At 36.3% G+C, this 26526-nt stretch carries 29 protein-coding genes and 2 pseudogenes; 9 read left to right on the top strand and 22 right to left on the bottom strand.

Annotation, left to right across the window (positions count from 1 at the left end; all coding sequences use genetic code 11):
• Nucleotides 1–5 precede the first annotated feature (5 nt).
• The 4 genes from BLR36_RS16100 to BLR36_RS16085 all read right to left on the bottom strand — a co-directional run bounded on the left by BLR36_RS16100 (nt 6) and on the right by BLR36_RS16085 (nt 4281).
• Nucleotides 6–638 (bottom strand): ABC transporter permease, encoded by a 633-nt coding sequence (locus BLR36_RS16100; RefSeq protein ID WP_093062849.1) that lies wholly within the window; start codon nt 636–638, stop codon nt 6–8.
• 11 nt (nt 639–649) lie between these two features.
• Nucleotides 650–1612, bottom strand: a complete 963-nt coding sequence (locus BLR36_RS16095; protein WP_093062761.1) for an ABC transporter ATP-binding protein — start codon at nt 1610–1612, stop codon at nt 650–652.
• Between the two features lie 280 nt (nt 1613–1892).
• On the bottom strand, nt 1893–2876 hold the full coding sequence (locus tag BLR36_RS16090) for an ornithine cyclodeaminase family protein (protein WP_093062760.1): 984 nt from the start codon (nt 2874–2876) through the stop codon (nt 1893–1895).
• Between the two features lie 64 nt (nt 2877–2940).
• The gene (locus BLR36_RS16085) at nt 2941–4281 is read right to left on the bottom strand and encodes an MFS transporter (RefSeq protein WP_093062759.1); all 1341 of its coding nucleotides are present in this window, start codon (nt 4279–4281) and stop codon (nt 2941–2943) included.
• 167 nt (nt 4282–4448) lie between these two features.
• Between BLR36_RS16085 and BLR36_RS16080 the strand changes: the two genes are divergently transcribed.
• Nucleotides 4449–4961 carry a helix-turn-helix domain-containing protein gene (locus BLR36_RS16080; protein WP_093062758.1) on the top strand — a complete coding sequence of 171 codons (513 nt, stop codon included), beginning with the start codon at nt 4449–4451 and terminating at the stop codon, nt 4959–4961.
• A gap of 616 nt (nt 4962–5577) precedes the next feature.
• Here the strand turns inward: BLR36_RS16080 and BLR36_RS16075 are convergent.
• Nucleotides 5578–6150 carry an MEDS domain-containing protein gene (locus tag BLR36_RS16075; RefSeq protein WP_093062757.1) on the bottom strand — a complete coding sequence of 191 codons (573 nt, stop codon included), beginning with the start codon at nt 6148–6150 and terminating at the stop codon, nt 5578–5580.
• 215 nt (nt 6151–6365) lie between these two features.
• Here BLR36_RS16075 and BLR36_RS16070 point away from each other — a divergent pair, with 215 nt between their 5' ends.
• The gene (locus BLR36_RS16070) at nt 6366–7820 is read left to right on the top strand and encodes a phospholipase D family protein (RefSeq protein ID WP_093062756.1); all 1455 of its coding nucleotides are present in this window, start codon (nt 6366–6368) and stop codon (nt 7818–7820) included.
• A 235-nt stretch (nt 7821–8055) separates the two neighbouring features.
• Here BLR36_RS16070 and BLR36_RS16065 read toward each other — a convergent pair whose 3' ends face one another.
• The 5 genes and pseudogenes from BLR36_RS16065 to BLR36_RS16045 form a co-directional block, all read right to left on the bottom strand.
• The gene (locus BLR36_RS16065) at nt 8056–8487 is read right to left on the bottom strand and encodes a hypothetical protein (protein WP_093062755.1); all 432 of its coding nucleotides are present in this window, start codon (nt 8485–8487) and stop codon (nt 8056–8058) included.
• A gap of 240 nt (nt 8488–8727) precedes the next feature.
• Nucleotides 8728–9201, bottom strand: coding sequence for an NUDIX hydrolase (locus tag BLR36_RS16060; protein WP_093062754.1), 474 nt, complete (start codon nt 9199–9201; stop codon nt 8728–8730).
• A 24-nt stretch (nt 9202–9225) separates the two neighbouring features.
• On the bottom strand, nt 9226–9699 hold the full coding sequence (locus BLR36_RS16055; RefSeq protein WP_093062753.1) for a YbaK/EbsC family protein: 474 nt from the start codon (nt 9697–9699) through the stop codon (nt 9226–9228).
• Nucleotides 9700–9857: 158 nt separating this feature from the next.
• Nucleotides 9858–10519, bottom strand: a pseudogene (locus BLR36_RS18615) (radical SAM/SPASM domain-containing protein); the annotation flags it as partial.
• Nucleotides 10520–10655: 136 nt separating this feature from the next.
• Nucleotides 10656–11549, bottom strand: coding sequence for a S16 family serine protease (locus BLR36_RS16045; RefSeq protein WP_254771440.1), 894 nt, complete (start codon nt 11547–11549; stop codon nt 10656–10658).
• A 177-nt stretch (nt 11550–11726) separates the two neighbouring features.
• Here BLR36_RS16045 and BLR36_RS19270 point away from each other — a divergent pair, with 177 nt between their 5' ends.
• Complete coding sequence (locus tag BLR36_RS19270) at nt 11727–11873, top strand: DUF2249 domain-containing protein (protein WP_371326740.1); 147 nt, start codon at nt 11727–11729, stop codon at nt 11871–11873.
• Between the two features lie 97 nt (nt 11874–11970).
• Entirely contained in the window at nt 11971–12186 is a 216-nt protein-coding gene (locus BLR36_RS16035) for a DUF2249 domain-containing protein (RefSeq protein WP_093062751.1), read from the top strand.
• Nucleotides 12187–12536: 350 nt separating this feature from the next.
• Here the strand turns inward: BLR36_RS16035 and BLR36_RS18610 are convergent, their stop codons facing one another.
• Both BLR36_RS18610 and BLR36_RS16020 read right to left on the bottom strand, forming a co-directional pair.
• Complete coding sequence (locus tag BLR36_RS18610) at nt 12537–12824, bottom strand: hypothetical protein (protein ID WP_139185111.1); 288 nt, start codon at nt 12822–12824, stop codon at nt 12537–12539.
• Between the two features lie 194 nt (nt 12825–13018).
• Nucleotides 13019–13753, bottom strand: a complete 735-nt coding sequence (locus BLR36_RS16020) for a YqcI/YcgG family protein (RefSeq protein WP_093062748.1) — start codon at nt 13751–13753, stop codon at nt 13019–13021.
• A 165-nt stretch (nt 13754–13918) separates the two neighbouring features.
• On the opposite strand from BLR36_RS16020, the gene BLR36_RS16015 reads away from it, so the two are divergent.
• Entirely contained in the window at nt 13919–14773 is an 855-nt protein-coding gene (locus BLR36_RS16015) for a dimethylarginine dimethylaminohydrolase family protein (RefSeq protein ID WP_093062747.1), read from the top strand.
• A gap of 381 nt (nt 14774–15154) precedes the next feature.
• On the opposite strand, the gene BLR36_RS16010 is transcribed toward BLR36_RS16015, so the two are convergent.
• Together BLR36_RS16010 and BLR36_RS16005 are read right to left on the bottom strand one after the other, a co-directional pair.
• Nucleotides 15155–15814, bottom strand: coding sequence for a hypothetical protein (locus BLR36_RS16010; protein ID WP_093062746.1), 660 nt, complete (start codon nt 15812–15814; stop codon nt 15155–15157).
• A complete protein-coding gene (locus BLR36_RS16005; RefSeq protein ID WP_254771437.1) occupies nt 15807–16331 on the bottom strand; it encodes a sigma-70 family RNA polymerase sigma factor in 525 nt (174 codons plus the stop codon). Before BLR36_RS16005 ends, BLR36_RS16010 begins: the two co-directional genes overlap by 8 nt.
• Nucleotides 16332–16624: 293 nt before the next feature.
• Between BLR36_RS16005 and BLR36_RS16000 the strand changes: the two genes are divergently transcribed.
• Both BLR36_RS16000 and BLR36_RS15995 read left to right on the top strand, forming a co-directional pair.
• On the top strand, nt 16625–17107 hold the full coding sequence (locus BLR36_RS16000) for a hypothetical protein (RefSeq protein ID WP_093062745.1): 483 nt from the start codon (nt 16625–16627) through the stop codon (nt 17105–17107).
• A 221-nt stretch (nt 17108–17328) separates the two neighbouring features.
• Nucleotides 17329–17727 carry a membrane lipoprotein lipid attachment site-containing protein gene (locus BLR36_RS15995; protein WP_093062744.1) on the top strand — a complete coding sequence of 133 codons (399 nt, stop codon included), beginning with the start codon at nt 17329–17331 and terminating at the stop codon, nt 17725–17727.
• A gap of 229 nt (nt 17728–17956) precedes the next feature.
• Here BLR36_RS15995 and BLR36_RS15990 read toward each other — a convergent pair whose 3' ends face one another.
• The 4 genes from BLR36_RS15990 to BLR36_RS15975 form a co-directional block, all read right to left on the bottom strand.
• Nucleotides 17957–18736, bottom strand: a complete 780-nt coding sequence (locus BLR36_RS15990) for a class I SAM-dependent methyltransferase (RefSeq protein ID WP_093062743.1) — start codon at nt 18734–18736, stop codon at nt 17957–17959.
• Nucleotides 18723–19436, bottom strand: a complete 714-nt coding sequence (locus tag BLR36_RS15985) for a YwaF family protein (protein ID WP_254771436.1) — start codon at nt 19434–19436, stop codon at nt 18723–18725. Before BLR36_RS15985 ends, BLR36_RS15990 begins: the two co-directional genes overlap by 14 nt.
• A 111-nt stretch (nt 19437–19547) precedes the next feature.
• Nucleotides 19548–20018, bottom strand: a complete 471-nt coding sequence (locus tag BLR36_RS15980; protein WP_175454103.1) for a GGDEF domain-containing protein — start codon at nt 20016–20018, stop codon at nt 19548–19550.
• 14 nt (nt 20019–20032) lie between these two features.
• Nucleotides 20033–20515, bottom strand: a complete 483-nt coding sequence (locus BLR36_RS15975; protein WP_093062741.1) for a nucleoside deaminase — start codon at nt 20513–20515, stop codon at nt 20033–20035.
• 142 nt (nt 20516–20657) lie between these two features.
• On the opposite strand from BLR36_RS15975, the gene BLR36_RS15970 reads away from it, so the two are divergent.
• The gene (locus tag BLR36_RS15970) at nt 20658–21155 is read left to right on the top strand and encodes a DinB family protein (RefSeq protein ID WP_093062740.1); all 498 of its coding nucleotides are present in this window, start codon (nt 20658–20660) and stop codon (nt 21153–21155) included.
• Between the two features lie 125 nt (nt 21156–21280).
• Here the strand turns inward: BLR36_RS15970 and BLR36_RS15965 are convergent, their stop codons facing one another.
• The 4 genes and pseudogenes from BLR36_RS15965 to BLR36_RS19265 form a co-directional block, all read right to left on the bottom strand.
• On the bottom strand, nt 21281–21784 hold the full coding sequence (locus BLR36_RS15965) for a GNAT family N-acetyltransferase (RefSeq protein ID WP_254771435.1): 504 nt from the start codon (nt 21782–21784) through the stop codon (nt 21281–21283).
• A gap of 13 nt (nt 21785–21797) precedes the next feature.
• Entirely contained in the window at nt 21798–22793 is a 996-nt protein-coding gene (locus BLR36_RS15960) for a glutathione S-transferase family protein (RefSeq protein WP_093062739.1), read from the bottom strand.
• Nucleotides 22794–22923: 130 nt separating this feature from the next.
• Nucleotides 22924–23580 carry a sensor histidine kinase gene (locus BLR36_RS19090; RefSeq protein ID WP_254771434.1) on the bottom strand — a complete coding sequence of 219 codons (657 nt, stop codon included), beginning with the start codon at nt 23578–23580 and terminating at the stop codon, nt 22924–22926.
• Nucleotides 23581–23661: 81 nt separating this feature from the next.
• Nucleotides 23662–24144, bottom strand: a pseudogene (locus BLR36_RS19265) (LytS/YhcK type 5TM receptor domain-containing protein); the annotation flags it as partial.
• Nucleotides 24145–24698: 554 nt separating this feature from the next.
• On the opposite strand from BLR36_RS19265, the gene BLR36_RS15950 reads away from it, so the two are divergent.
• Nucleotides 24699–26462, top strand: coding sequence for a sulfatase-like hydrolase/transferase (locus BLR36_RS15950; protein ID WP_093062737.1), 1764 nt, complete (start codon nt 24699–24701; stop codon nt 26460–26462).
• The last annotated feature ends 64 nt before the right edge of the window (nt 26463–26526 follow it).

The following is a 26526-nucleotide window of genomic DNA, read 5'->3' as shown; positions in this document are numbered from 1 at the left end:
ATGCTTCATCCTCTCATTCTCATTCCTTTTGGTGTAGCTCTTTTTTCAATCCATTTTAATAGAAAATCAAATATAATTGCTAATAACGCAACAGGTAAAGCACCTGCTAAAACGAGTGAGTTATTATAGGATTGCAATCCACGGTAAATTACGTCTCCTAACCCACCTGCTCCTACAAATGTTGCCAGTGTAGCAATACCTACAGTCAGAACAGTAGCTGTTCGAATTCCCGCCATTATAAATGGTAACGCAAGCGGAAATTCAATTTGCCAAAGCAACTGACTTCTAGTCATCCCCATCCCTCTTCCAGCCTCAATCATAGATTCATCAATGTTTGAAATTCCGGTATATGTATTACGTAAAATGGGTAAAAGTGCGTATATGATTAAAGCAATTAAAGCAGTTTTTGTTCCAATTCCAATTAGCGGTACTAGAAATCCAAATAACGCCAAGCTAGGTATAGTTTGAAAGATGGCGGTGATTCCTATAACGGGCTCAGCAACTTTACGATATCTTGCAACTAATATCCCTAGAGGTAATGCAATTGCAATCCCGATTGCTAACGCAATAAAAGATAAGTAAATATGCTGAATAAAAGCCTCCTGAATTAAATCTGAACGACTTTGAAGTGTCTCCATAAAGCTACTCACTATACCACCTCTTCCTTAGCTAGCATTGCTCGAAGAAGGATAGATTGGTTGACGAAACCTAGCACCTCGTTACTGCGCTTTACTAGTAGTCCCTTTGTACTTTCGTTTTCCAGTAACGAAATAGCCTCTTCTACAAACATAGAGGCCTCTACCTCAAGATAATGGGAATCCCATTCTCTGTCGAAATAGCTAGCAAAGTCCTGTAACTCTCTTTTTCCAATAGACTTTTTCCGATTAATTCTTTCAATACCAATAAAGTTTTTCACGAAGTCATTAAAAGGGTTTTCTATCAACTCAGTAGGTGTTCCAACTTGCTCAATCCTGCCATCTTTCATGACGACAATCATATCGGCAATTTTCAATGCTTCATCAATATCATGCGTAACAAAAACGATTGTTTTCTTAATCTTTTCCTGTAAATACTTTATCTCATCTTGCAATTGTTCACGGCTTATCGGATCTAAAGCACTAAATGGTTCATCCATTAAAATAATATCTGGGTTTGCAGCAAGCGCCCGCACAACCCCTATTCGTTGTTGCTGACCACCACTAAGCTCAAGTGGATATTTAGGCAGAAACTGATCGGGTTGAAGGCCAACCATTATCATTAGTTCGTGAATGCGCGCAGTCGTCTTATCCTTTGTCCACCCTTTCAAATTCGGTACAAGTGCAGCATTTTTTTCTATTGTCATATGTGGAAACAAACCAATTCGTTGAATAACGTATCCAATCGTTTTTCTGAGCTCTACAGGATCTATAGTGGAAATTGCTTTGTCTCCCACGAAAACTTCACCTGTCGTAGGAATTTCTAATCGATTAATCATTTTTAAAAGAGTAGTTTTCCCGCATCCGCTAGGTCCAATGATGACCACTAATTGTTCCTTAGGAATCGTTAAAGAGACATCTCGCAGAGCTTCTGTTCCATCTGGAAAAACTTTCCTAATATTTTCGAAACGAATCAACTCACTTGGCCCCCTTTCTTCTACTATATTTACTTCCACTCATGTTTACCCTAATTAGTTTAAGATAATGCCATGATTCCTCTATTTTGTGAAATATTTTTTCACAATTTTCACCTGATTGTTTTCGATACTCGCTCTACCAAACTGTATACTTTGCGCAATTTTTTATTTTACTAGCTGTCTTGCTTGATATACTCGCTCTAAACGTTAGTTTACTCGCTAAAGGGATAAGCTGAATACAAAAACCGCCTCCAAGGAAGCGGCTCTCTCACATTATTTATTAAACTTCTATATGTGTACCAATGTTTTGTTCTTTCGCTTTTACGTATGTTCCTTTAGCTACTGCCAAATCAAAATAAGCTGCCCCAACGGATTTAAACAATGTAATTTCATCCTCGTTTTCTCGACCACTTACTTGATCCACAACTAGCTGTCCTAGTTCCCCATGTACTTCATCAAATGACCACACGCCAATTTTTTCCGCGTGCATCAGTTCACCAGCTTCATCCTTCACGCCAGCTAAGTCATCTACAACTATTTTAGAAGCTTGTTTGATTGTTGTCACGTCCATCTCCTGCATATGTGGTAAATAGGAACCGACGCCGTTGATGTGTGTACCAGGCTTAAGATCCTCTCCATTAAATACGGGCTCGTTCGAACGAGTCGCACAACAAATGATATCTGCCTGACGGACTGCAATCGATACATCAGCCACTACTTCAAATGGAATTTGAACACCAAAGTCTACTAGCTTCTCTCCAAATTTCTGTGCTTTTTCAGCATTACGATTAAACAATAATATGCGCTCTATATCCCGGACTGCAAGGACACCTAAAGCTTGTTCGAACGCCATTGCACCAGTTCCAATAATCGTCAGTACCTTTGCATTTTTTCGGGCTAAATAATCAGTTGCTATTCCGCTCAACGCACCTGTACGTAATCGAGTTAAATAAGAAGCATTCAACATTGCCACATGCTCTCCGTTTTGTGCATCCGATAATAATACGACCCCTTGTGTCGTCGGTTTGCCATTAGCAGGATTGTTCGGGTAGATCGTTACTACTTTAACTGCTGTAACTTCCTCTACTAAATCAGCGCTTGGCATATATAGAGCAGATGCTTCATGTTGTGGGAATTCGATAACGGTCCGATGTGGGTTTGCAATTTTCTCTGCTACCTTCGCTTTTAATAACTCTTCTACATCTTGTATTGCATCGTTTATCTTATATGTATGCATAATTTGTTTTTCATTCACTACTAACATGATGTATTCCTCCAATGATGAAAAAACTCGTCTTTAATTTTTGAACAAAGACGAGTTTTGTTATTTAGACTTCGCTTAATCCTTTATTAATCTTGACCTTTTTTTTAGCCATTTCTAATGGTTTGTTTTCTTCATCTAAATTTTCCTGACTACGATCCTTCACAGCCCAAATAGCTACTAAAGAAATTATGGCTGTGAACATAATATAAATAGCAACTGGTACATAAGATCCGTTAAACTTTAACATTAAGCTTGCAGCAACTAGTGGTGCTGTACCTCCCGCTAAAGCTGCTCCAATTTGATAGCCTAGTGTAACTCCTGTATAGCGAACCTTTGCATTAAAGATTTCAGAGAACATAGTACCAAGTACCGCTGTAATAGGAGCCCAAATAATTCCTAACCCAATTACTGTTGCGACAACCAGTAGAACGACCGATTGCTGTTGAAGCATCCAGAAGTATGGGAAAGCAAACAAAAGCATCCCCACTGTTCCAGCAACATACACTTTTTTCCGTCCAATTCTATCCGATAAGCTTCCCATAATTGGAATCAGGATAGTTGTAATAATTGTTGCTACCATTACTGTATTTAACGTTGTTGTACGAGAAAAACCTAATTCTGTCGTTGCGTAGGAAACAACAAACGTTCCAAAAATATAAAATGGTGCGGTCTCTACTACCTTTGCTCCAATTGCTATTAATACTTCTCTCCAGTGATACTTTAATGTATCTACTAGTGGTAATTTAGGAATATCTCCAGTCTCTTGCACTTTCTTAAATGAAGGTGTTTCATCAATACCTTTACGAATCCACAATCCAAAAATTACTAGTAAAGCACTTAATATAAATGGCACGCGCCAGCCCCATGTCATAAATGAGCCTTCAGGAAGCAAAGTCATAATCGACAATGCAACTGTTCCCATTACCATTCCGATTGTTACACCCATTTGAGGTATTGCCCCATATAATCCTCTTTTTTCTTTCGGTGCATACTCAACTGCCAGTAGTAAAGCTCCTCCCCACTCTCCTCCAATACCTAGTCCTTGTACTAAGCGTAAAGTGATTAATAGAATAGGTGCCCAAATACCGATTGCTTGATAGGTTGGGAGTAAACCCATCCCAAATGTAGCAACGCCCATTAGCGTTAAAGTTACAACTAGTGTTTTTTTACGACCAATCCTATCTCCAACATGACTGAAGATAATTCCCCCAAATGGACGGATAAAGAACGATAAAGCAAAAGAAGCATACGCCAATATTAATCCTACTGATGGGTCTTCTGTTACAAAAAATAATTGATTAAATACTAGTGCTGCAACTGTACCATATAGGAAATAATCGAACCATTCTATCGAGCTTCCTACTAAACTAGCAATCCATACTTTCCTCATACGTTTTTGATCCATCTTACATCTCCCCTATCTTGAAATTGAAGTGACACTTTAATTCTCCCGTCTTTTATTCTAAAGAGTTTCAAATTTTCTGTCAACATTGTTTTGTAAATAAAAATTGGAAGGATTTTAAAAGAGTAAGGTATGATGGTTATATACATTAAAGTTAAGGAGAATGATATATGTCTTCTCATTCAATAGGAAAGATCTTAAAAGAATTACGAAAGGAACGTAAGCTAACGTTAAAGGAGCTTGCAGAACAGACTGATGTCTCTATAAGCTTCTTATCTCAGGTGGAACGTGGAAAATCGAGCGTTACACTTGAATCCTTAAAAAAGATTGCAGATGCATTAAAAGTGAATCCAACTGTATTTTTCCCTGAAAACACGAAGGCAGATGAATTAGAAGAAATTAGACAGCAATTCTATTACAAGGATTTATCATGTGGGATGAAAGAAGCATCGTACGCACCTATTCTTGTAACGCTACAGCCAGGTGAAAACGAAGGTAATGCCTTCGCACACGGTGGTCATGAATTTTTATTTGTCCTCGAAGGATCTTTGACAGTTGTTGTGGACGAGGAAAAACAGGAATTACAGGAGCAGCAATCTATTATGTTTGATGCGAGTAAATCACATTATTGGTATAACTACTCAGATAAACCGATTCGTTTCCTAGTCGTGTCTTCTAAATGATCGACATAAAAAAAGAACCCAAAGGAAAGGGCTCTTTTTAAAATTTCGTATAAGATATGTTCTTTTTATTACATGGTTTAGCACAAACATTCACAATGTTATTTGTGCTCCGCCTATTAAATGGGAATTGTAGAAGGTTCACTAATTCCACAAACACAATCTATATTAGCTATGAAGTCTTCCGAAAATCACAATTCTGTTAATGTTGGTGCTTTTATCCCTCTGATCAGCTGGTTCAGGTGTTATGGGTATGTCGATGTAAGGTATTCCAGTTAAGTCTGCCCGAGTACAATACTCAGGACATACTATCGGTTAACTATCAGTACCGGTGAGTTCATTGGTTTATTCTTAAATCCAATGGTAAATGGTGCTGTAGCAGATATGTACGGTATTCAAATTGTAGCTGCTGCAAGGCTTCTCGCGTTTTGTTCATGTTATATTTAAGTAAAGAGCACCATCTAAAGATAACAAAACACAGGAACAAGTTGTTACCCCTACTGTTCCAATTTAATCTAGATGTTGTTCGTGATTAACGTCACTAACAGTATCTTTTTTTACTAAAGCACCAGGTAATTACTTCATTAAGCCAATTTCCTTTACTTATAAATGGACACCCTTATTTCACTACATCAGATGATTGATACTGTTCCGAAGCTATGAAATCATCTTCTAGTAAAACATAGGGATGTGTTTCTAGTAAAATTGTTTTGAGGTAATCTGGCATCCTCTCTCCTGAGTATGCACAAATCAATGGAAACTCAATCTGATTAACCGCTTCATCTACAATTTTCTCAAAATCTTTTATTAGATGAAGTGGTTCTTCCATAGAGCTCCACTCAACATGTGCCCAAGAGCGGAAAGTAATCTTTTTTTCTACATAAGGCTGAACCATATTAGTAAAGTAAGTAGCTATCGCTGGAGGGTGATAACTACCACTTGAATAATAGAATGATAAGCTATTTACAAAATGAAGAAATTTCATTTGATCTTTCGTTAACCTGTTGCTCAATTCTTTTTGAATGAGAAGGTATAGTCTGTCATTTTCAACAAGAATAGTGTATTCGCCTGCTTGAATGCCGTCTTCAATAAAACTCACTACTTGTTCCAAATAATTTTCCAATTCATAATAAGAATATAATACATGAACATTCTTTTGGCGCTCTAATAATTGAGTCAGTTTACTTTTCATTTCATCATTCCTTTCCTCTTCTGTTCTCTAATTATATTTCATTTCCAACCTAAAAAACATAAATTCCCAAATTAACGTAAATCATAATACTGGTCATGCAAAACTAGATAATTCAATTTTTAAAATGTATGTGAACATAACCCTAACTGTATGTGGTTTGTATTGTTCAATATAAGGGAAAAGCACTATAAACATTATTGGCAGGGGGAAGAAAAATGGCTAGAAAGAAAAGTAAGCCATGGAGTAAACGAAAAAGAATCGTTATGGGGTCTATCGGTGTATTTGGACTTATTTATATTGCAGTAATTTTGTGGCATACATACAAGCCTTTACCCGAAGGCGTTTCCTTTAAGGGAGACATACATAAAACAGATTCGGTTGAGATGATTACGGATTTAACTTTCGCTCAAGATCGTGAAGGAACTGGAATGGTGCATGAAAATTTTATCTTTGAAGAAGTTTATCAAATGATTGAAGAGGCTGAAGAATTTGTTGTAGTGGACTTTTTCTTATTTGATGGATTTTACGATGAAAAAGAAGATTTCCCTAAGATTGCGGATACTCTGTCTACAACGTTGGCCCAAAAAAAGATAGACCACCCCGATATGCCCATTGTATTTATCACCGATCCATTGAATAAAGGATATGGATCATATGAGAATGAATGGTTTAAGAAAATGAGAGATGCTGGCGTCGAAATTGTCTATACCGATTTAGATTCATTACGCGACTCTACACCAATCTACTCGGGTATTTACCGTATTTTTTTCCAGTGGTTTGACTTTGGTGGAAAGGGTTGGATTCCAAATGCGATGGCAAGTGAGGCTCCTAAAATGACGGTCGCTTCCTATTTGACATTACTCAATGTCAAAGCAAATCATCGGAAGGCAGTAGTAACCGAAAAGGAAGCAATAGTGACTTCCTCTAATCCTCATGATGCTAGTGGATTTCATGGCAATATTGCCTTGAAGGTAAGTGGTTCAGTATTAAATGATATTTTAGAATCCGAGGAAGCTGTATCATTATTTTCGGGGGGGCCAAAGCTACCTCGTGTTAATAAGAAAGAATCAGATGGACAATATCAAGTTCAGTATTTAACCGAGAAGAAAATCTTAGATGCGCTCCTCGCAGACTTAGCAGCAACAAAAAAAGGAGATAAAATTTGGCTTGGTATGTTCTTTGTATCTAAGCGAGATATCGTCAATGCTCTCATAGATGCAGCAAATAGAGGTGTAGAAGTTAATATGATTCTCGATCCAAACGAAAATTCTTTCGGACAAGAAAAATCCGGTCTCCCAAATCGTCCCGTAGTACAGGAAATGGTTGAGGATACAAAAGGTAAATTAAACATACGTTGGTACAATACCGTTATCGGTCAATATCATACCAAAGCAATTTGGATTCAATCGGATGAGCATACGATAATTTCGAATGGTTCTGCTAATTACACGGAAAGAACACTCGACAATTATAACCTAGAAAGCAATTTAAAGGTGATTGCACCGAATGATAGCCAGTTAGTAACAGAAATGGAGAGTTATTTTGAACGACTTTGGAACAATGAAGATGCTTTGTACACAGTAGAAGTGGAAGAGTTCCAAGATAGTTTTACTTGGTGGCAGCGCTGGATTTATACTTTGCAAAAGTTTACGAAAGTAACTACTTATTAATTGATTTCACATATATAGCCTAATATCAAAACATAATAAAAGCGCTGAGTATATTCAGCGTTTTTATTGTTTAATAATAGGTAGTTTCTTTCCGCCTATTCAGTACAGATTTGTTTATAATTAATTTATATTTAGGTAATCGTCCTATACATTTTTCCTTGAACCCAAATAAAATATAAAAAAGAATCCATAAATACGACCACTCGTATGGATTCTTTTTTCTGTTGTACTACGGTTAATCGCCACCTCCCCCGCCTCCACTACAATCACCACCACTATCAATGCTAAAACCTGCACTAACACTGCTATAACCTACGTTTCCACAATCCCCATCGCCACCACCATAGTAGCTCCATGCGTAATTGCTTTCTGATACACTCTTTGGTTTCTCTGTCCCGTAATGAGATTTTGGTTTCATCTTTGTGATTTCAAACAAGTAAGGTAGCAACACACCACCAATGAGTGACGCTATAACAAAACCAGCTATACTAAAATCTGAACCGATTAATACAAACGTGCCAAAGGCTGCCATGACTGCAAGGACGAATAGAAACTTTATAACTTCGGAGTTGAAGCCCAGCTTGAACAATAAGTATATGAGATGTGCAACTTTAAATACGACTGTTACAGCAATACCTGTAAAAATTATCATAAATATAATACTCATAATATTCCCCCATAACGAAAAGTACTTGTATTAATAATACGGTTTAACTTTAATAGAGTTACAAAATTCAGAACATTTACTTCCGATTTTTTTATCAATTACAAGCACAATCAATGATCTGGTACCAGAAATGTTAGAAGTACTAATGTATGTATTAGTAATTGTACTCGACGAGTTGCTTGATCTTCTAAATTTTTCAGCAGAGATGGAAGAAAAAAGACAAGAAAAGCTCTGAGCATTTCAAGTCTCTACAATATGCTTTATATGCAAAGGTAGCTCGGACATTTTCTCCTTCAAAAACTGTGGATAAAGATTTATATTATTAATTTCGTCCAACGATTTCCAATAATAAGTATGTATTTTTCCATTTTCGTCCACTACAAATTCACTGCCTTTTTTAAGGACTTCCTCATCTTTTAACTCTAACAAATAAAAGAAGCAAACTTCATGAAATTGTTCAAGAAAAGTTTCCTCTTTAAAAAAGTTTTCATTTACCCAGAGCATCCGGTTTACGTTCACTTCTATTCCCAGCTCTTCTTTTATTTCACGCTTTACGGCATCTTCGCTTTTTTCGTTCATCCTGATCCGACCGCCAGGCACATAATAATATGGTTGACCTTTATCTTGCATGATCAGCAGCTTCTCATCGTGAACCAACAATCCAGCTACTCGATAATTAAATCTACCTTCAGTCGTTTTAAAAGATATATCCATTTTGTACACCCCTATTCTGCAATATTAATTCGTCCAACCTTTGCAAACATCCACCCACTCAACCGCTTTTGCAACAGAAAAAAGTTCTTCGCATGTAAGTTCAATCGCACTATTACTACTCCCACATGCCGGAAAAATTGTTTCAAAACGTTTTAACGACTCGTCTAGATAAACATTGATATGTGCTGGAATTCCAAATGGACAAACTCCTCCAACAGCATGTCCCACCTGTTCTAATACTTCGTCTGGAGACAACATTTTTGCCTTCACTTTGAATATACTCTTAAATTTTGCATTATCAATCTTTGTATCGCCAGCAGCAACTATTAGTATACAACCTTCATCAACTTTGAAAGAAAGTGTTTTAGCTATCCTAGCGGGTTCGACATTCAGTGTTATAGCCGCTAATTCTACGGTGGCACTCGACGCCTCATATTCTTGTATTTTATTCTCCAATCCTAATTGTTTAAAATATTCTCTAACTAGTTCAATTGCCATTACTGAATCCCTCTTAACTCTTTCCATGTATTTTTCAGACTAATACATCTATTCTACTTGTTTACATGGAAACTTGCCTAGCCTAAATATTTCATAATACAACTTCTCAGCCAATAAAAAACAAGTAATAGCATCGTCCTCTATTACTTGCTTTATAGTTATACAATTGTTTGTTTAGCTTTCTTTCTCATGGACTGTGGAATATATACGCAGTATGGTTCGCTTTCCATATAATCTCCGGTAACATTGTATGCTCTCGATCTAGATCCTCCACACACTTTATTAAACTCGCACACTCCGCATTTCCCTTTATATTTATCGGGACTGCGTAGGTTTTGGAATACTTCTGAATCACGGTAAATTTCTGCTAAGGTGTTTGACGAACATTGCCAGCTTTTATCGGAAGGAGACCGCTTGGGAAAACATCGCCGGTATGCGAAATGAAGACAAAGCCATTCCCATCGTTTACTCCCTTAGGTGCTCGACCTAATCCATCAATTTTACCAGTATCCCCCATTGTCAATGCATCTTCATAAAAGATATGCTCTTTGTCGCTCATACCTTTTTGCTCACGTAGTTTTTGTTGAATAACTACTCGGCGATAATGCTGTGCTGCAGTTGTTTTAATATCAAATGGTACTCGTTTGGAAAGATCATATAACCATCTAAACACTTTTTCATGCTCTGCAGGTGAAATCATATCTGTTTCTTTTCCTCTACCCGTAGGAACAAGGAAGAACACACTCCATAGTACACAATTTAGCTTCTCGACCATTTCAGCCAACTCATCTAAATATGCATAGTTATATCTAAAAATTAAGTCCAAACTACTAAGCTCCGACGTAGCAGGCAATATTATTTTGAATATGGACAAATTAAAAGATGAATTGTTTTAAAGAGACAAAAAGGCAACCAAATTAATTGGATGCCTTTTTTGTTATAAATAATTTAGAATGTTATTTAGCATGCTCCTCATTTAATTCTTGAATCAGACTAATAGCTTGATTAATATGACTAACATCCAATATTTCTAATGTTAGATTGTGTGTTGTCTTCACATCACTTGCCTCCTTAGCATTCTCACTAGGAATAATCATATATGGGTATTCATGTTCCGCTGCTATTAATACTTTTTCTTTTATCATGCCGATTGCCTTCACATCACCTGTTGCATTTAAAGCACCAGTCACACCAAAAGTTAAATTATTTTCTAGTGTCCCTTCTCCAATCAAAGCTGACAGTGCTAATCCAAGTCCCACACTATCACCAGAAATATCATTTCTATTTAGAACACCCTCAATACTATTCGTTTCATCTACGAGATAACTAGTTACATTATCTTTCATAATAGTGAAATCATCTTTTTGAATTTTTAACCATCGAAGGATCTCACTGTTTTTACTCTGATAACGAATTTTATTCGTAACTTTATATAAATCTATAATGTCTAGATTATCTTGTTGTAGTCCTTCCATGATAAGTTCCTTATCTTCCAGGTATCCAATTTCAAAAGTAGTTACGAGCATTAAGTGGACTCCTGAATTGTCGAAGGCTTCTATCGGTTCAGCATGGCGACTAACTATGTACGTATTTGATTCGTACCATAATAGTGGAGCTTCAAAACATAGTAAAACCCCAAGGATTATGGAAATCCAACTTAAACTACGTATCCTTTTCTTATCATTTCGAAAAATAATTAAAGGAATTAACATTATTGCAAATGCAACTAACATTACTCCTATATAAACAAAACCATTTATATGATTCGTATAATAGGCTGCCAACAAACTAGAATAAATAACAATGACAGCGACAACCATCCAAATAAAAGGTAAATTTCTATTTTTCACATTCAAGCTATTATCCCCTTTTGTAATTTCAAGAATTGATTAGGCTAGTTATTACTTCTATCACATTGTACTATAGCTTCCTTACTTTATAAGATATTTTGTGTAAAGTGATGCGCGTCAATACAAATGTAATTGAAAATAATTATCATAGAGGTAATAACGTAAAGGTGGGATACTATGGATACGCAAACGATTATAGAGTTAGATGTGAGAGAGGATTTATTACTAAAAAAGGAACCTTTCGATAAAATCATGGGAGCGGTTAAGCAGCTAAAAAAGGGGCAAATTTTCGTGTTACTTGCACCCTTCAATCCAATTCCCTGACACAAAGTATTAGGTAAAAAAGGTTTCGATTACGAAGCTATTAAGGTAGAGAAACAACATTGGCAGATTACTTATATAGAGAAAGAAGTGGAAAACAGTGATTCTTGATAATCGCGGATTAGAGCCTCCACAGCCAATGATGCGAACATTAGCAAAATTGGAAAGCATGAATGCCGGTGAGACAATAGCCATTATAAACGACCGACGACCTATGTTTTTGTATGCAGAGTTAAATGAGCTTGGCTATACGCATAATACAGAACCTCTCGATGATGGAAGCTTTAAAATTACAATTACAAAGTCTGGTGAGTAACTTGAATCCTTCCAGCTTAAAGTCCGATACAAATATTAAACTTCCATTAGCGTTTATCTTGTATGCATTAATAGCATTTGTTTTAGATCAAGTTGTTATGCTATTTAATAATGATTTGTTAGTATCGTGTCAATTTCGACTTCCAAGTTTGTGGATGGGTGCACACTTTCTATTGCTTTGCGGTAATGGTAGCTATGGGAGCTATGTATCAATTAGTTCCCGTTGCATTTTTAACTCCAATTTGGAATCAAAAATTGTGGTATTTCCGCCTTCTTATTACAGTTGTCGGTATAACTAGCCTAACCCTCCTTCTTGGATTTCAGCCTAGCTATGCTGTTTATGGAGGAATACTAACAATCGTCGGTATTATTGCAATAGCCGAGTATCAACATAAACAACAATATCCCTGGTACTCCATTAGGATTCCACTTTTCGCTTACTAGGAAGTGTTCAAAATCACTTCTGTCTGTGATTTTGAACACGATAGGGTCTATCCGTAATTGGGATAGCCCATAAAAGTGTGGATATAGCCCATAACCTGCTGTTTTCCAACTATAAATCGTCTTATCGCCCATAAATCCACCGATATAGCCCATAAAACTAAGAGGATAGCCCTTAAGTATGCTGCGATAGCCCATAACCCCAACGGACGACTCACCGCCCGCTCTTTCTTATTATCCGCCCGAGACTTCACCCTGTCTGCCCGAGGTCTGGCGAAAGCCTGTGAACTCATTCCTTCCGCCCAAAGTCCACTGAATGTCCGCACCAAAAAAGCACGTGGGACAGTTCCCACGTGCTTCTTTTCTATTTTGTATATTATATTTTCTTGAATTTATGCCAATGATTTATGGTGAAATGGACATTTTCCTTCAATAGGTTCGATATCATCACCAATAAAGAACTGCTTCCATTCATTATGCGTTGGGTCTCCGAAGTGACCGATGTCTGGATGCTTTGGCAGCTGATCCCAAGCCTCTACACGTTTCCGGACTTTCTCACGTGACATAATACCACCTTTTTCTGTTCCCTCTAATCCTTCAAATATTTTGCGAGGTTGGAATCCAAGCACCATTGAATTTCCTAGGTGACGTGTCTTTCGCTTTTTGTATGCCGGAGTATTGCCGAACACAAAGATAGGCTCTCCATTAAATCGGAAATCCCATAAATAGTGGTCTGGGTCACGAGGACTGTCTTCTGGCCATTCCACTTCATCGACTTCATGTAAGTATTGAAGGATTTCCCAAAATTGCTTGCGGTAATCATCAATAGAACCTTCCTTTTCAAAAGGCTCTACAAATACAAAGAGGCCATGTCTCTTATAACTTGGTAATTTAAATAATTCTAGAAAACCTGCTACTGCCGCGGGTAGATTGCTCCAGTCGGATTGATTGATGTAAGCATAGCGAAGCTCGCCCTTCAGTTCTCCACTCATTCCGAAAAAACATGGAAAAGTTTTATCCGTCACCGTATTATGAAAGGTTTCATATTCCTTATAGAGCCAACTCGGTAAGTCTTTCCTAGTATGAAAATCCTCTTTAGTCAATAACGCCTGGTCCTTCGTAATCATACAATCCCCTCCACTATCTTTTTTCCCGTCTCTTATGTTTAGTCTTTACCCCAACGTAAAATTCCTGAAACAACGGATTCTATTAAACTAAATTGCATAAACAGGTTATGAAATGAAAAATCTAGGGAATAAGAAGGAATGAATAAAGAAATTGGAGGATGACTAATGGTGAAAACTATGCAAGACCACTCTCAAATACATTGTCAAAGTGAATATGGAATACTTCAAAAAGTAATTTTATGCGAGCCAAAATATATGGAAATAAAAGAAGTAATCAATGACGTTCAAAAAAAATATATACAAGATAATATTGACCGTTCTCTTGCCGTATTGCAGCATCAGAAATTTGAGTATGCTTTACGTAATGCGGGTGTGGAAGTAATAAAATTACGACCAAGTAAAGATCATCCAGAACAAGTCTTCACTAGAGACATTGGTTTTACATTGGGCAACCAATTATTCATTTCGGAAATGGCAAATCAAATTCGTCAAGGCGAAGAAAAAGTGTTAGCTCATTGGATGAATGAACAGGATGTTTCTTATAAAAAGCTTTCTACTCACCCAATTGAAGGTGGAGATGTAATCGTGGATGGCAATCGGGTGTTTGTTGGAATAAGCGATCGAACATGTATGAATGCTGTTCGAACTTTGCAAGCTGAATTACCAGATTTTGAAATCATCCCAATTCCTTTTGACCCAAAATATTTACATTTGGACTGTGTATTCAATATCCTTTCCTTAAAAGACGCACTTATTTATCCGGCTGCGCTGGACCGGAAAATCGTGGACCAGTTGGCGAGCATGTATCATTTAATAGAAGTAAGCGAAAGTGAGCAGTTCTCTATGGGTACAAATGTGTTGTCGATTGGTGAAAACCGGGTGTTTAGTTTACCAACTAATCATGGCGTTAATGAGCAATTGTGCCAGCATGGATATCAAGTGTTGGAGGTCGATTTCTCAGAAATCATTAAGTCAGGTGGATCTTTCCGATGCTGCTCCATGCCGATGCTTCGCAACTAAAAAGATGATAGCCCATACTATTGAATAGATAGCCCATAAACCGAGGTTTTTCATTCATAAATGGCGATATCGCCCATAAAGTCTTCGATATAGCCCATTAATATATCTCTATAGCCCTTAAATCTGCTACGATAGCCCATAAACCGATTCTCAGAAAACATTGGGGTACTTTTACCCCAGTGTTTTTCATCACTTACGATTTCGCTCTAGTGAAATAGTCAATTTTAAAAATACAATATGCCACAACCTCGGAATCTTCACCACTCTAGTATTTTGAAAGGTCTTCGATCTGTAATGGTTTATCGGCATCTATCTCCTTTTCACACCTAATACTTTCAATCCGTTTTACCTTAACATGAGCTTGCGATCTTATGATCAGAACTAATTTAAAATCTGTTCAATTTTAGGAAAGTCTGGATTTTCCAAGAGGTCCTTTCCACCACGCATTAGATATAAGTAGAGATTTCCGTCAGGAACGATTGTTGCCTTTAATAGCTGACCAGTTTCTTTCGAGTAGAAATAACGGTCATCTCCAGTCGTCGGAGTAAGAAATTTAAACCCGTTGTAATCATTAAATAATTTGTCAAAGTAAGTTTTATCTACTTTCATAAATATTATTGAATCTAATTTGTCTTGATAAAAATAGAATCTGGCGATACCTCCATAATCTAATATGAAATCTGCACCACTGCCATCCTCATAATCATCTACTTTATAATTTACCCCTAATCGTTCTATTACTTTTGATTGTGAGTCACCTAAAGTTACACCATGAAGATATAATAAACCTTGTTCTTCAGATAATGTAGGCTTGGTAAAATCCAGTTGCATTTCGCTTAGAGCCTGTTGTTCATTTTCTATTAATATTTCGTTATAGACAAATAGCATTGCGGTTATTGCTAAAACTGCAGTAATAACTAAATATCTCCATTTATATTTGGATCTTCTTGAGGTATTTTCTACTTCATCCACTACATTTTCCATTACACGTTGTTTACTAGTACTTAAATCTTTCACCTGATTAGGAATATAGTTATTCATTTGTAAGTACCTCCCATTCTATTCCTTTCAGTTGATTTCTTAATAGTTCTTTACCTCGTCTCAATCGAGTTTTTACTGTACTTTCTGGTATAGATAAAAATTGAGCAACCTCCGCAATAGTCATTTCATTAAAATAAAAGTAAATAAGAACTTCTCGATGTTTTAAAGGCAACTCAAGAATTGCTTCACCAATTATTGCTTGTTCGTCCTTTCTAACCAATTCATCTGCATTACTTTTACCAGTCGGTGGAAATAATTTATTCTGTAATTGTACTTTTCTATAGGTCCAGCTTTTTAAATAATCCTTGCTTTTATTAACCGTCATTTTTGATAAATAAGCTTTTAACTCTCCACGGTCTTCATAATAATTCTTATTATGATAAAACTTAATGAATACTTCTTGGACAATGTCCTCTGCCGCTTGGAGATCCTTCACGTAGTAATAAGCCAAGCGTAATAATGGTTCTGTATATTGAAGCATTAGTTCTTTTAAGTTATTAATATTGAGCAAGACCACAACTCCTTTCGTTATATATTAAACGATTACCAAATTACAAAAGTTTGGATTCTTCTAATTTTTTCTAATTGATGTTAGTTCAGAATGGATTTCAACTAATAATTCCTATAAAGTCAGAACTTTCTGTAAACTATAACGTCATTATATTTAGTTACGTGAAGGGCATATATTGGGCTTTTGGTATTTCTTATTATTATTCCTTGGATTATCTTTAGGGGTTAAGTTGGGTGAGGAATATATTCAATGTGTAATGTTATTACGTTTATTCGATAATATTGAAAAGGGGTTTTTTAATGAAAAAGTTATTTTTATTCTTTTCTTTGTCATTGATGTTAATTGCCTTAATTGCTTGTACTTCTGATACAAATGAAGTAGTTTATGAGCTCCCAGATAATCGTTGGGATTTATCCCCATCATTCGAACATTCCATTGTTAATAAAGATGGGGAAGAGACTACTTATACTATTGTTGGTAAACAAGATACGTTGGGTTTTACAGGTGACATTATAATGGATGTAGAAAAAATTCATAAAATATTTTGGTTTTATTTTGGAAAAGAAAACATATTAGATAAACCTGTTGAAGTTAAAGCAGTTAAAAAAGATACAGAAGATATTATTGATTTACATTCAGGTACATTTTATAAAGGTGCTGAAGTAAGCCCTGATAGCGTAAATATGCCTTCTAATATTAAATTTCCAACAGCAGGAGTATGGAAATTCCTTGTATATATTGATGGGGAATTTTATGAAAGCATTGTAGTAGAGGTTAATTAAGAAATACTAATTTAGAACTAAAACAGTACAATCCAGTTTATAAGAATTACAAGTAGACAGCTTGAAAGTAAAATCGTGTGGTTCTCATCCTATCATTTAAAATGCACATAAAAAATGAGCTGGGAAAGAAACGTTTTTTAAAAATCAGAGGTATTTTTATACAATTGTCGAAAAAGTTATTACAAAGGGACAATTCAATCCGCATTTGAGGAGGAGTTATGTTGAGAAAAATACTTTTTTTACTATTTACAATGATTTTACTTACAGCTTGTTCCAATCAAGAAACTATAAAAGCCACTGGTGAGGGGAACTTATGGAATGCACATCTAATATACGAAATGACCGATAACCATCTCTCCGATAGAGGAGGTATTGAATATACAGGAGATGAGGAACTCCTATATGTCACTTATTCGGTAGTTACTGACGAAGGAGGACGTGGTGGGGAAGTTGAACCTCTAGAAGAACAAACTGCAATATCCTTTGGGACGAGTGGAGGAAATAATCCTCCAGCTACTAAAGAGGAAGCAATTATATCGTTAAACCACGCTACTGTTGAAATCAAATGGCGGACTAATACTGGTGAATATGAAGAACTAATTAATTTTAAAGTAAATTAGTTTTACGATATATTGATTACATTTCCGTTCTTCTTCAACAGGTGTTTTAGTAAAACATACGGGCATGAAGATACATTCCCAACTATATACTGATTGACGAAATAGAACTGATCCAAATAACTTCGCCATAGATTCAAATTCATGCGCCCGCTATCCTCGTCTACCCAAAACCAAAAAGCACTTAGTTACTATTTTCAAACAGTAACTATTAAAAAAACACTTCTTTCGTTTAGTTGGTTAAACGAACAATATAGCGAGAAAAGGTTATAGCTAATCCTTGCTCGGTTCTATTTTTATCAAATATTCTTGTAATTTCCACTAAATCTTCTTTCTTAAGTCGCTCAAAAACTTGGGCTGTTTGACCAAAGCAGCGTAATTTTAATACATCTAAAGGAGAATGCAGATATTCTGTACTTGTCACATGCTCGAGCTCAGTAGAGGTGAAACTACTTATTCCCAATTGGCCATTTATTTTATCTAAAATTGGTGTACCTGAAGATTCCTGAAACAAATCAGGAAAAAGTTGAGGCAGTTCCTTCCCAGATTCATCCCCTGGATGAAGGCCAAGAATTGTTCCGCCCTTTCGAACTATTTCTGTTAGATAAGAATAAGCAGAGGTGGGTCCTTTTCGAATATATGCACTATCGAATTCACCTTTTTCAAAAGGTAATCCTTGCTTAATATTTCCAACCACAAATGAGAGATTTGCTTTTTTATGGGCTTTTGCAATTTCTAAAAAATTCTCTGTTACATCGAATCCTATGATCTCTTTTGCAATTGAACTACAATGAAATGTAAATTCTCCGTGTCCACAACCTACGTCTAAAACTTTTCTATTTTTAACCATCTTTCTCACTTCTTCATCAAAAATAGATTCTCCATTAGGCTTACTAAGTGTATTATTCCAAGGATATGTATAGATACGCTGTAACTCAGAAAGCTGATGATACCATTCGATTGAATGGGGGGATAGCCAACCTGAGAGTTTAGTAGGATCAAGTAACGTCATATGTAGTAGTCTCCTTATTCTTCTTCGTCTTAAATAAAAGCCATAAACAGCAAAATACTATGAACGCAACAAACTCTAGGGACAGAATATACCATGGATAAGGACCTAAATAATCCAACAAGCTTCCACCTTTAGGCTTTTCCTGTAAAAACATATAATTGCCTTCTACTAAAAAGTTTATAGCGAATAAGAAAGGTAACAACACATTTAATGTAATCACCGTCTGAACAACCCCTTTGAAGGTAGGTCTATAACCTTTCACCCATGTGAAATAAAGGGCAGTTAAAATGATGCCGAAATGTGTGAAGAAAAAATGGAAGAACCTGAAGTGAGGAAAGTTTATATCCAAAACCGGTGTAGCAACTGCCTGAACAGCTCCTCCAATACCAGCAAAAAATACAAAGGGATAAAACTTCTTATTGCCAGTCCAAAGCAAAATAATCGTTGCAATTAAACTAATGCTACATAGTTCAAGTGGCAATGAGTCACCAAAGTCCCACCTTCCTGTTTGAACAAGCCATATATAATAATACCCGTCCATTATGAATAACGTAAGAGCGAAAAAACGTTCCATGGATTGGACTATCTTTTGTTGAATTGGCCACCTATTTCTACAGATATATAACAGAAGGATAAGTAAGCATAAAGTAATCATTGAACTTATATGTACCGCCGAAAACATTTCAAATGCAGATTTCAATATTTTCCCTCCCTCTTTGACTATATTCTATTAATATTCGTCTATGACTTATGAATTTCCTCTACCAAAAGTAGAGACAAAAAAGCTACTTGATTCATCTAGTAGCTTTCATCATTTGAATTTAATTTTCACATTATTACGGCCAGTCGACATTGCTCGATGTAGCTCCTCATCTGCTAATGCAATCAATTCTGCCATATCTTTAAATTGACTCACTAGACCATGAACGCCACCCACACTTATAGTCACCTGAAAGGAATGCTGCTGCCAACAAAACTTTAAATTCTGATTTTCCACAGACTCTCTCAAATTCTCAGCAAATTGTACAAAGTCCTCTGCCTCAATATCTGTTAAAAAGCATATAAATTTATCTCCAGATAAATAACTTAAAATTCCTTTATGAGTACCCATAGCTGTTCCCAAGCAATTGGCCACTTGTTCGAAACAGCTATTGCCTTCCAGCTGTCCATGAAAATCAATATAGCGTTTGAAATAGTCGATATCGATTATACAAAGTGCCAAAACTTGAGAATCTTCCCCACTCACGTACTTTAAAAGGCCTTCCATCTTAAATGTTTTCACTGGCATATCTCTCTTCAACGTCTCTTTGCGTAAAACTGATGGTGAAGTTGACGAACTTGCTCCGCTAGTTCAGGAACAGGACCATCGATTGTGGTATCTCGAATAACTTCATGAATGGGAAGATTACGTACGCGTGATGGAGTAACCTCCATTTCATTCAACCATTGTCCTAATTGTTCAGACGAACTGGCATAAACGATTCTACCTAAACCAACCCAACCATGGGCAGCAGCGCACATTGGGCAATGTTCACCAGAGGTATATACTGTCGCCTTACCTCTGTCTTCCGGTGTCATATTATTGGCTGCCCAACGCGCCAAAGCAAATTCTGGGTGTTGAGTATGGTCACCACCTGCAACTCTGTTATGATCTTCTGCAAGCACTTCTCCATTAGATGAGACAAGTACTGAACCAAATGGCTCATCGCCTTTCTCCAATGCCGTTTTTGCTAATTCAACACAATGTTGTAGGTGCTTCAAATCTAAATCACTTATCATAATTTTGTCCTCCCTCATATTCAATCCTTTCCCTCATTTTATGTTTGAACTATTTAAATAGCAATAATAATATAGACTCTGCTATAATCATTCCTAAACTAGAAAACTAAAATTTCAGATTTATTTTAAAGGAGGAATTTAAATGGGTGACAATGAACTACTCGTTACCTTCAAAAGCAATCTTTACAATTATTCATTGGAACAGCTCAGATATAATTCGGATGAGGGGGTTTGGTCTATTGGACAAATGTATGATCATTTAATTGTTGTTGCTCATGAGTATCTTGATAATTTGGAAATATGTGCTGCATTAAACGAAGAAAAACCCTTTGGTAAAACTCAGTTCGGAGAGCAATTATATAAAAACGGAGGTTTCCCACCTATAAAAATAAGATTGCCAGATGAATTGAATTCTCCACCAAATAATTCGGATAGCAAGGAATTTCTAATTAGTAGGATGGAACAGTTAATTCATAGAATGAGTCATTGGAAATCGCAAGTAGATTATATTAACCCTAATAATAAAGTTGAACATGGTGGGTTCGGTTGGCTGAATGGAAGGGAATGGTACGAGTTGGTTGAAATGCATTTTCGTCATCACTTGCTCCAGAAAAAGGAGTTAGATAGTTACTTAGTTTAAACTTTGTTATGAAAAGCATAGTTAAACAGACAGAAAAAAATCACCTTGCACTTTGACATAGTCCTTCATAAAAATAACCTAGCTCTAAAACAGGATAGCCTGTTTAAAACTAGGTTACTTTTTAATTAGAACTTGATACGAAATGCTTTTACGATAATGCCATCATTTGCTGGTTCAAAATCAAATTGTGGAAGGCGTTCAAAACCGAGATGCGTATATAATTTAATGGCATTTTCCATAAAATCAGCAGTATGGAGGCCCATCTCTTTGAACCCTTTTTCTTTCGAGCGCTTTATGCATTCATTGATAAGTGCTGTAGCTACACCTTTTCCTCTTGCTTTTGAGGATATTGCGAGCATACGCAGTTCTGGGTAATCCAGTTCTTCGTCTAACATGCCGGCATATACTTGCTTATCTGGAGCAAACAAGGCAACACTTCCGACAATTTCTCCATCAATTTCTGCTACCATTCGTTCGATACCAGGTTTTGAATCGGCATCCGATAATATGGATTGCTTGAGTGTATTCCAATGTGCCTCCGGTATTTTGGGAGCATGCTCCTCGTATGCCTGTAATCTCATTTCACGTATAAATGCTAATTCTTCTTGTCTCGAATCGCGTATGATCAAAATTTACATCCCCTTAAATAAGAAATTTCTCTTTCTTGCCACTCAAAGCTTCACGATCATGTTTTGAATGGAAGATGGACGTATCTGGACCTTTTGGTAGAATATTATTTGGGCCTTTTTGATCGTCACTCGCAATGTGGTTTGATAAATGATAGTGTATTTTAATCGCATTAAAGTCTGTCGTATCACCGAAGCCAGGTGTTTGATATAAGTCGCGTAAGTAGCCCCATAAATTAGGAAAATCTACAATACGATTGCGATTTGTTTTGAAAGCTGCGTAGTATGCAACATCGAAGCGTACAAGTGTTGCGTACAGACGAACATCTGAATCAGTAATATAGTTCCCAAACAAGAAACGTTGTGTAGATAGACGTTTTTCTAATTCATCCAAACGTGCAAATAAAACATCATACGCCTCTTCGTATGCCTCCTGAGAACGGGCGAACCCACATTTGTATACGCCATTATTTACTTCATGGAAAATAACTTCACTTAAAGCATCAATCTCTTCTCGTAAATGCTCAGGATATAAATCTGGTGCATTTTCTTTATGAAATGGCTTCCAAGCAGTTTCTAGATGATTCGTTAATCGGAAATAATCATTGTTAACTGCCTTTTTCTCATTCACATCAACAATGACAGGGACTGTTGGTCTGCCCTCATATGATGCATCCGCGTGAAGATATACTTCACTTATATATTTAATACCTAATACTGGGTCTACTCCATTTTCATCCAAAGAAAATTCCCAATCTACTCGATCAATATTTGGACGCATCGGACTAGCAGTTCCTAAGCTAATAACTTCCTCTAGCCCAAGCACACTTCGCACAATGACAGAGCGATGTGCCCATGGACAAACAGCAGCCCATAGCAAACGATATTTTCCAGCTTCAACCGGAAGTTCACCAGGGTCACTTCCAAAAGGTGTTGCAAAACGATTTTTTTGACGAATAAATTTACCTTTTTCATCTACTTCCGTTGGCACTTTTTTCTTGACCTCTTCCATTTTTCATCATCCTTTTCTACTCAACATACTTTGTTTAGTTAAGTGTATGGAATTATTATCTCGAAGTCAAGATTATCAGTTATAATGTAATTCACCATAATAACGGACAAACTATAGGATGGTTTGCTGTTCATAATCTTCTATTATTAGGGAACCGAATGGTAAACTTAGTTCCTACCCCACATTCACTATCAATTTCCACTTTTCCTTTCATTGCATGAATTAGCTGATATGATATGGTTAATCCAACCCCAGTTCCTTTTTCCTTGGTGGAGTAAAATGGTGTACCCATCTTTTGGACTTGCTCTTTTGTCATCCCACTTCCTGTATCAGTTATTTCTATGAAAATTTCTTCAAGCTTCGAATATAAGCGGATAGTAAGTAGTCCGTTTTCTTCCATTGCCTCAATTCCATTTTTCATAATGTTTACCAAAATTTGTTTTAGTTCAACCTTATTTCCGTTCATATATAACGAATCCTGAATGGAAGATTCAATGCGTATATTCTTAATATTCGTGTATGAATTAATAAGACTAACGACATTCTTTACTTCAGTTGAAAGGTTAATGTTGGAGAATCCTTCTGTATGCGGCTTGGCTAACGATAAGTAATCATTAATGATAGATTGAGCATCGTTTAATTCTTTGAGTGATATGTCGATATAATCCTTATAATTTTGTTGTAATTGAGGATCACTAATCATTAACTGCAAAAATCCTTGGACAGTAGTCATAGGGTTTCTTATCTCATGTGCTACGGAAGCTGACAATTGACTTATTACATTCAATTTATCAGCCTGCTGGAGTTCCAACTGAATCTGTAAATGTTGGTCCACATAATCTATTATATAAACCACCAACAACAAACTGATCCAAGCACCTGTAAAATAGAAAATCATTAAAGGTAATTGTTCCAAATGTAGGTTTATATACAAATATACTATTTTATTTATGGATGATACCCAAAAAACAAAGCTAACAACAAAGGCTTTACTCCTTAACGTATATAATTTATATCTTTTCGTGAGAAAAACCAAAAGTATGGCAATAAGTGAAATTACAATGATATCAAATAAATTACTATAGATTGCCGCCCCACCGAGGTATACTCTGTAAAAAACTAAAACAGCCGAAATAAGCAAACCTGGCAGCACTCCTATATAAATAAAAGAAATAATGATAGGTATAAGTCTAAAATCATAGTGAATATCCCCTTTTATTTCGATAGGAAAAGTCAACGTTAGGAAAAGCATAAGTAGTAGTAAAATGTACAACTTGGAAGACAATTTTCTTCGTTGCAACTCACTCTCATTAAAAAAAAGTTGGTAAATTAGAGTGAGGAAAAGTACCATGATTACTTGATTAAATAGATCTGGAAAATTAATCATGACACGGCACCGGCACAAACGGGTAATTTTCGTATTTGGCTGAAATGACTAACATTACTTGTATATGTATAGATTTATATAAAGCCTTATGGATGCGGTCCTCTAATAGAATTCTTGAGTCATATAAGATCATAATTGTCTACACCTCTATTTAAATTTCTGACTTTTCACTATTATACAAAAGTCATATAGGAATGGATATATTATTTTTCATACATATATATAATGAAAACAAAAACCGTTAGATATAACGATACAATTGCAATTGTTTTTTCCCTTTTTGAGAGAAAGGGGACCAGAAGAAAATGAGTATTACTGCCGCAAGTTATATATAGAATGATGTGAAAAAGAACAAACCACAAAAAGATAACGCTTTATAGGTCATTACAAATAAGAGTTCCATAAATAATGAGTTGTTTCTTTTGGTTTATATTTGGACAGCTTAGACTAAATATCCATTTTGCTCTATCACTTTTTCATACAATGAATAAAGGTATAAAAATGAAGGGGTTATAAAATTGGACAGACCAAATATTCTATTTATCATTGTAGATGAAGAAAGATTTCCAACTGTTTATGAAACCGATGCTTTAAAAGAGTGGCGAATAAAAAGTTTAAAAACACAAGGGCTGCTAAGAAATAAAGGAATGACATTTTTAAATCATTATATTGGAAGTACAGCTTGTGCACCGAGTAGAGCAACGCTATTTACAGGTCAGTATCCATCACTTCATGGGGTGACGCAAACGACTGGAGTTGCCAAAGGCGCATCTGATCCGGATGTATTTTGGTTAGATCCTAGCACGGTACCTACTTTAGGCGAATACTTTCGCACAGCCGGATATCAAACTTACTGGAAAGGGAAATGGCATCTATCCAATGAGGATATTCTAATACCTGGTACTCATAATGCTCTTCCAAGCTATCATCCGAAAACTGGTGTTCCAAATCATTCGCAAAAGCAACTTTACGAACATGCCAATCGATTGAATAATTTTGGTTTCGATGGTTGGATTGGTCCCGAACCGCATGGGTCTAATCCACGAAATTCGGGGTCTTCTGCAGGTGTAGGGGTAAGTGGGAGAGATGAATTTTATGCGAAGGAGGTCGTGGATTTAATTCATTCGCTTGAAAAAAAGGCACAATCAGCTGATGAATCGCCATGGCTCATTGTTTCCTCTTTTGTAAATCCACATGATATTACGCTTCTTGGCCTATTTACTCGTTTCAATCCTATGTTTAATTTTGAGATTGATCCTACCCTTCCTTTCGTTCCACCTGCTCCAACAGCAAATGAAAACTTACTCACTAAACCTTCCGCCCAACTCAGTTATCGCGATGTCTACCAACAAGCACTTCAGCCTACATTCGATTCTCTCCTTTATCGACAGCTCTATTATTCGCTTCAGAAGAAAGTAGACGATGAAATTTATAAAGTTTTTCAGGCTCTAAAATCATCTATCTTTTATCAGGATACGATTATCGTTTTTACCGCAGATCATGGAAGCCTTGTAGGCGCGCATGGTGGGTTATTTCAAAAATGGCATAATGCTTACGAAGAATCCTTGCATGTCCCGTTAATTATTCATAGCCCAAAGTTTTCTACTGCAATGGAAACGGACATGATTACAAGTCATTTAGATATAATTCCTACTCTTTTAGCTCTAGCCAATATCAATACAGCCGATGCTCAAAATGAACTCAAAAAAAGTCACAGTGAGGTTCATCCATTGGTAGGACGAGATCTCTCCACCTTGCTGAAAGGCAATAACAAATTCCCACGAGCCAACGAACCTATTTATTTCATGACGGATGATGAAGTGACGAAAGGCATGAACCAGTTTTCGGTAACGGGAAAACCTTATGAATCAGTTATTCAGCCAAATCACTTAGAAACAGTGATTTTGAGGCTGCCTACTGGGAACGAAAAAGCGGAGGAAATTTGGAAGCTTACTCGATATTTTGATAACACTCAATTTTGGAGTAATCCAGGAGTAGATGATGAAGTGACTGAGCGGAAAGAATCCACTTCAGTTTCAGACACAAAGGAAGTTGCCATTAGTATAACTACAACCAAGCAATCTCCAGTCGATGATCAGTATGAATTATATAATGTTACAAGGGACCCAATGGAGGAATGCAATCTTGCATTTCATCTGAATGAAACACCAGAATCAAGTGTAATTCAGAAAATATTACTTACGATTCTCCAAGAACAATCCAAGCAAAAGAGATTATTACCTACTAGCAGTGTTGTTCCAGGTTTGCCTATTTCTGAATAATTAATGACTCTCGTCACCCTCTTATTTCCCATTTGTCATGACTAAAATAAATTTAATGAAAAAT

Origin of the sequence: Psychrobacillus sp. OK028 (assembly GCF_900103605.1) — a bacterium.
Lineage (GTDB): Bacteria > Bacillota > Bacilli > Bacillales_A > Planococcaceae > Psychrobacillus.
The sequence above is the reverse complement of the archived record's forward strand: the minus strand, read 5'-3'. Positions and strand labels throughout refer to the sequence as shown.

Bases quoted from the DNA above. Each gene is read 5' to 3' on its own strand.
- BLR36_RS16015 (WP_093062747.1), top strand. From the start codon at position 13,919: ATGGTGAAAACTATGCAAGACCACTCTCAAATACATTGTCAAAGTGAA.
- BLR36_RS16010 (WP_093062746.1), bottom strand. From the start codon at position 15,814: ATGAATAACTATATTCCTAATCAGGTGAAAGATTTAAGTACTAGTAAA.
- BLR36_RS15960 (WP_093062739.1), bottom strand. From the start codon at position 22,793: ATGGAAGAGGTCAAGAAAAAAGTGCCAACGGAAGTAGATGAAAAAGGT.
- BLR36_RS16065 (WP_093062755.1), bottom strand. From the start codon at position 8,487: ATGAGTATTATATTTATGATAATTTTTACAGGTATTGCTGTAACAGTC.
- BLR36_RS16100 (WP_093062849.1), bottom strand. From the start codon at position 638: ATGGAGACACTTCAAAGTCGTTCAGATTTAATTCAGGAGGCTTTTATT.
- BLR36_RS15990 (WP_093062743.1), bottom strand. From the start codon at position 18,736: ATGACGTTACTTGATCCTACTAAACTCTCAGGTTGGCTATCCCCCCAT.
- BLR36_RS16090 (WP_093062760.1), bottom strand. From the start codon at position 2,876: ATGTTAGTAGTGAATGAAAAACAAATTATGCATACATATAAGATAAAC.
- BLR36_RS16070 (WP_093062756.1), top strand. From the start codon at position 6,366: ATGGCTAGAAAGAAAAGTAAGCCATGGAGTAAACGAAAAAGAATCGTT.
- BLR36_RS16055 (WP_093062753.1), bottom strand. From the start codon at position 9,699: ATGGCAATTGAACTAGTTAGAGAATATTTTAAACAATTAGGATTGGAG.
- BLR36_RS16020 (WP_093062748.1), bottom strand. From the start codon at position 13,753: ATGATTACGAAGGACCAGGCGTTATTGACTAAAGAGGATTTTCATACT.
- BLR36_RS16080 (WP_093062758.1), top strand. From the start codon at position 4,449: ATGTCTTCTCATTCAATAGGAAAGATCTTAAAAGAATTACGAAAGGAA.
- BLR36_RS18610 (WP_139185111.1), bottom strand. From the start codon at position 12,824: ATGGGCTATCGCAGCATACTTAAGGGCTATCCTCTTAGTTTTATGGGC.
- BLR36_RS16060 (WP_093062754.1), bottom strand. From the start codon at position 9,201: ATGGATATATCTTTTAAAACGACTGAAGGTAGATTTAATTATCGAGTA.
- BLR36_RS16085 (WP_093062759.1), bottom strand. From the start codon at position 4,281: ATGGATCAAAAACGTATGAGGAAAGTATGGATTGCTAGTTTAGTAGGA.
- BLR36_RS19270 (WP_371326740.1), top strand. From the start codon at position 11,727: ATGGATACGCAAACGATTATAGAGTTAGATGTGAGAGAGGATTTATTA.
- BLR36_RS15975 (WP_093062741.1), bottom strand. From the start codon at position 20,515: ATGATAAGTGATTTAGATTTGAAGCACCTACAACATTGTGTTGAATTA.
- BLR36_RS15970 (WP_093062740.1), top strand. From the start codon at position 20,658: ATGGGTGACAATGAACTACTCGTTACCTTCAAAAGCAATCTTTACAAT.
- BLR36_RS16075 (WP_093062757.1), bottom strand. From the start codon at position 6,150: ATGAAAAGTAAACTGACTCAATTATTAGAGCGCCAAAAGAATGTTCAT.
- BLR36_RS16000 (WP_093062745.1), top strand. From the start codon at position 16,625: ATGAAAAAGTTATTTTTATTCTTTTCTTTGTCATTGATGTTAATTGCC.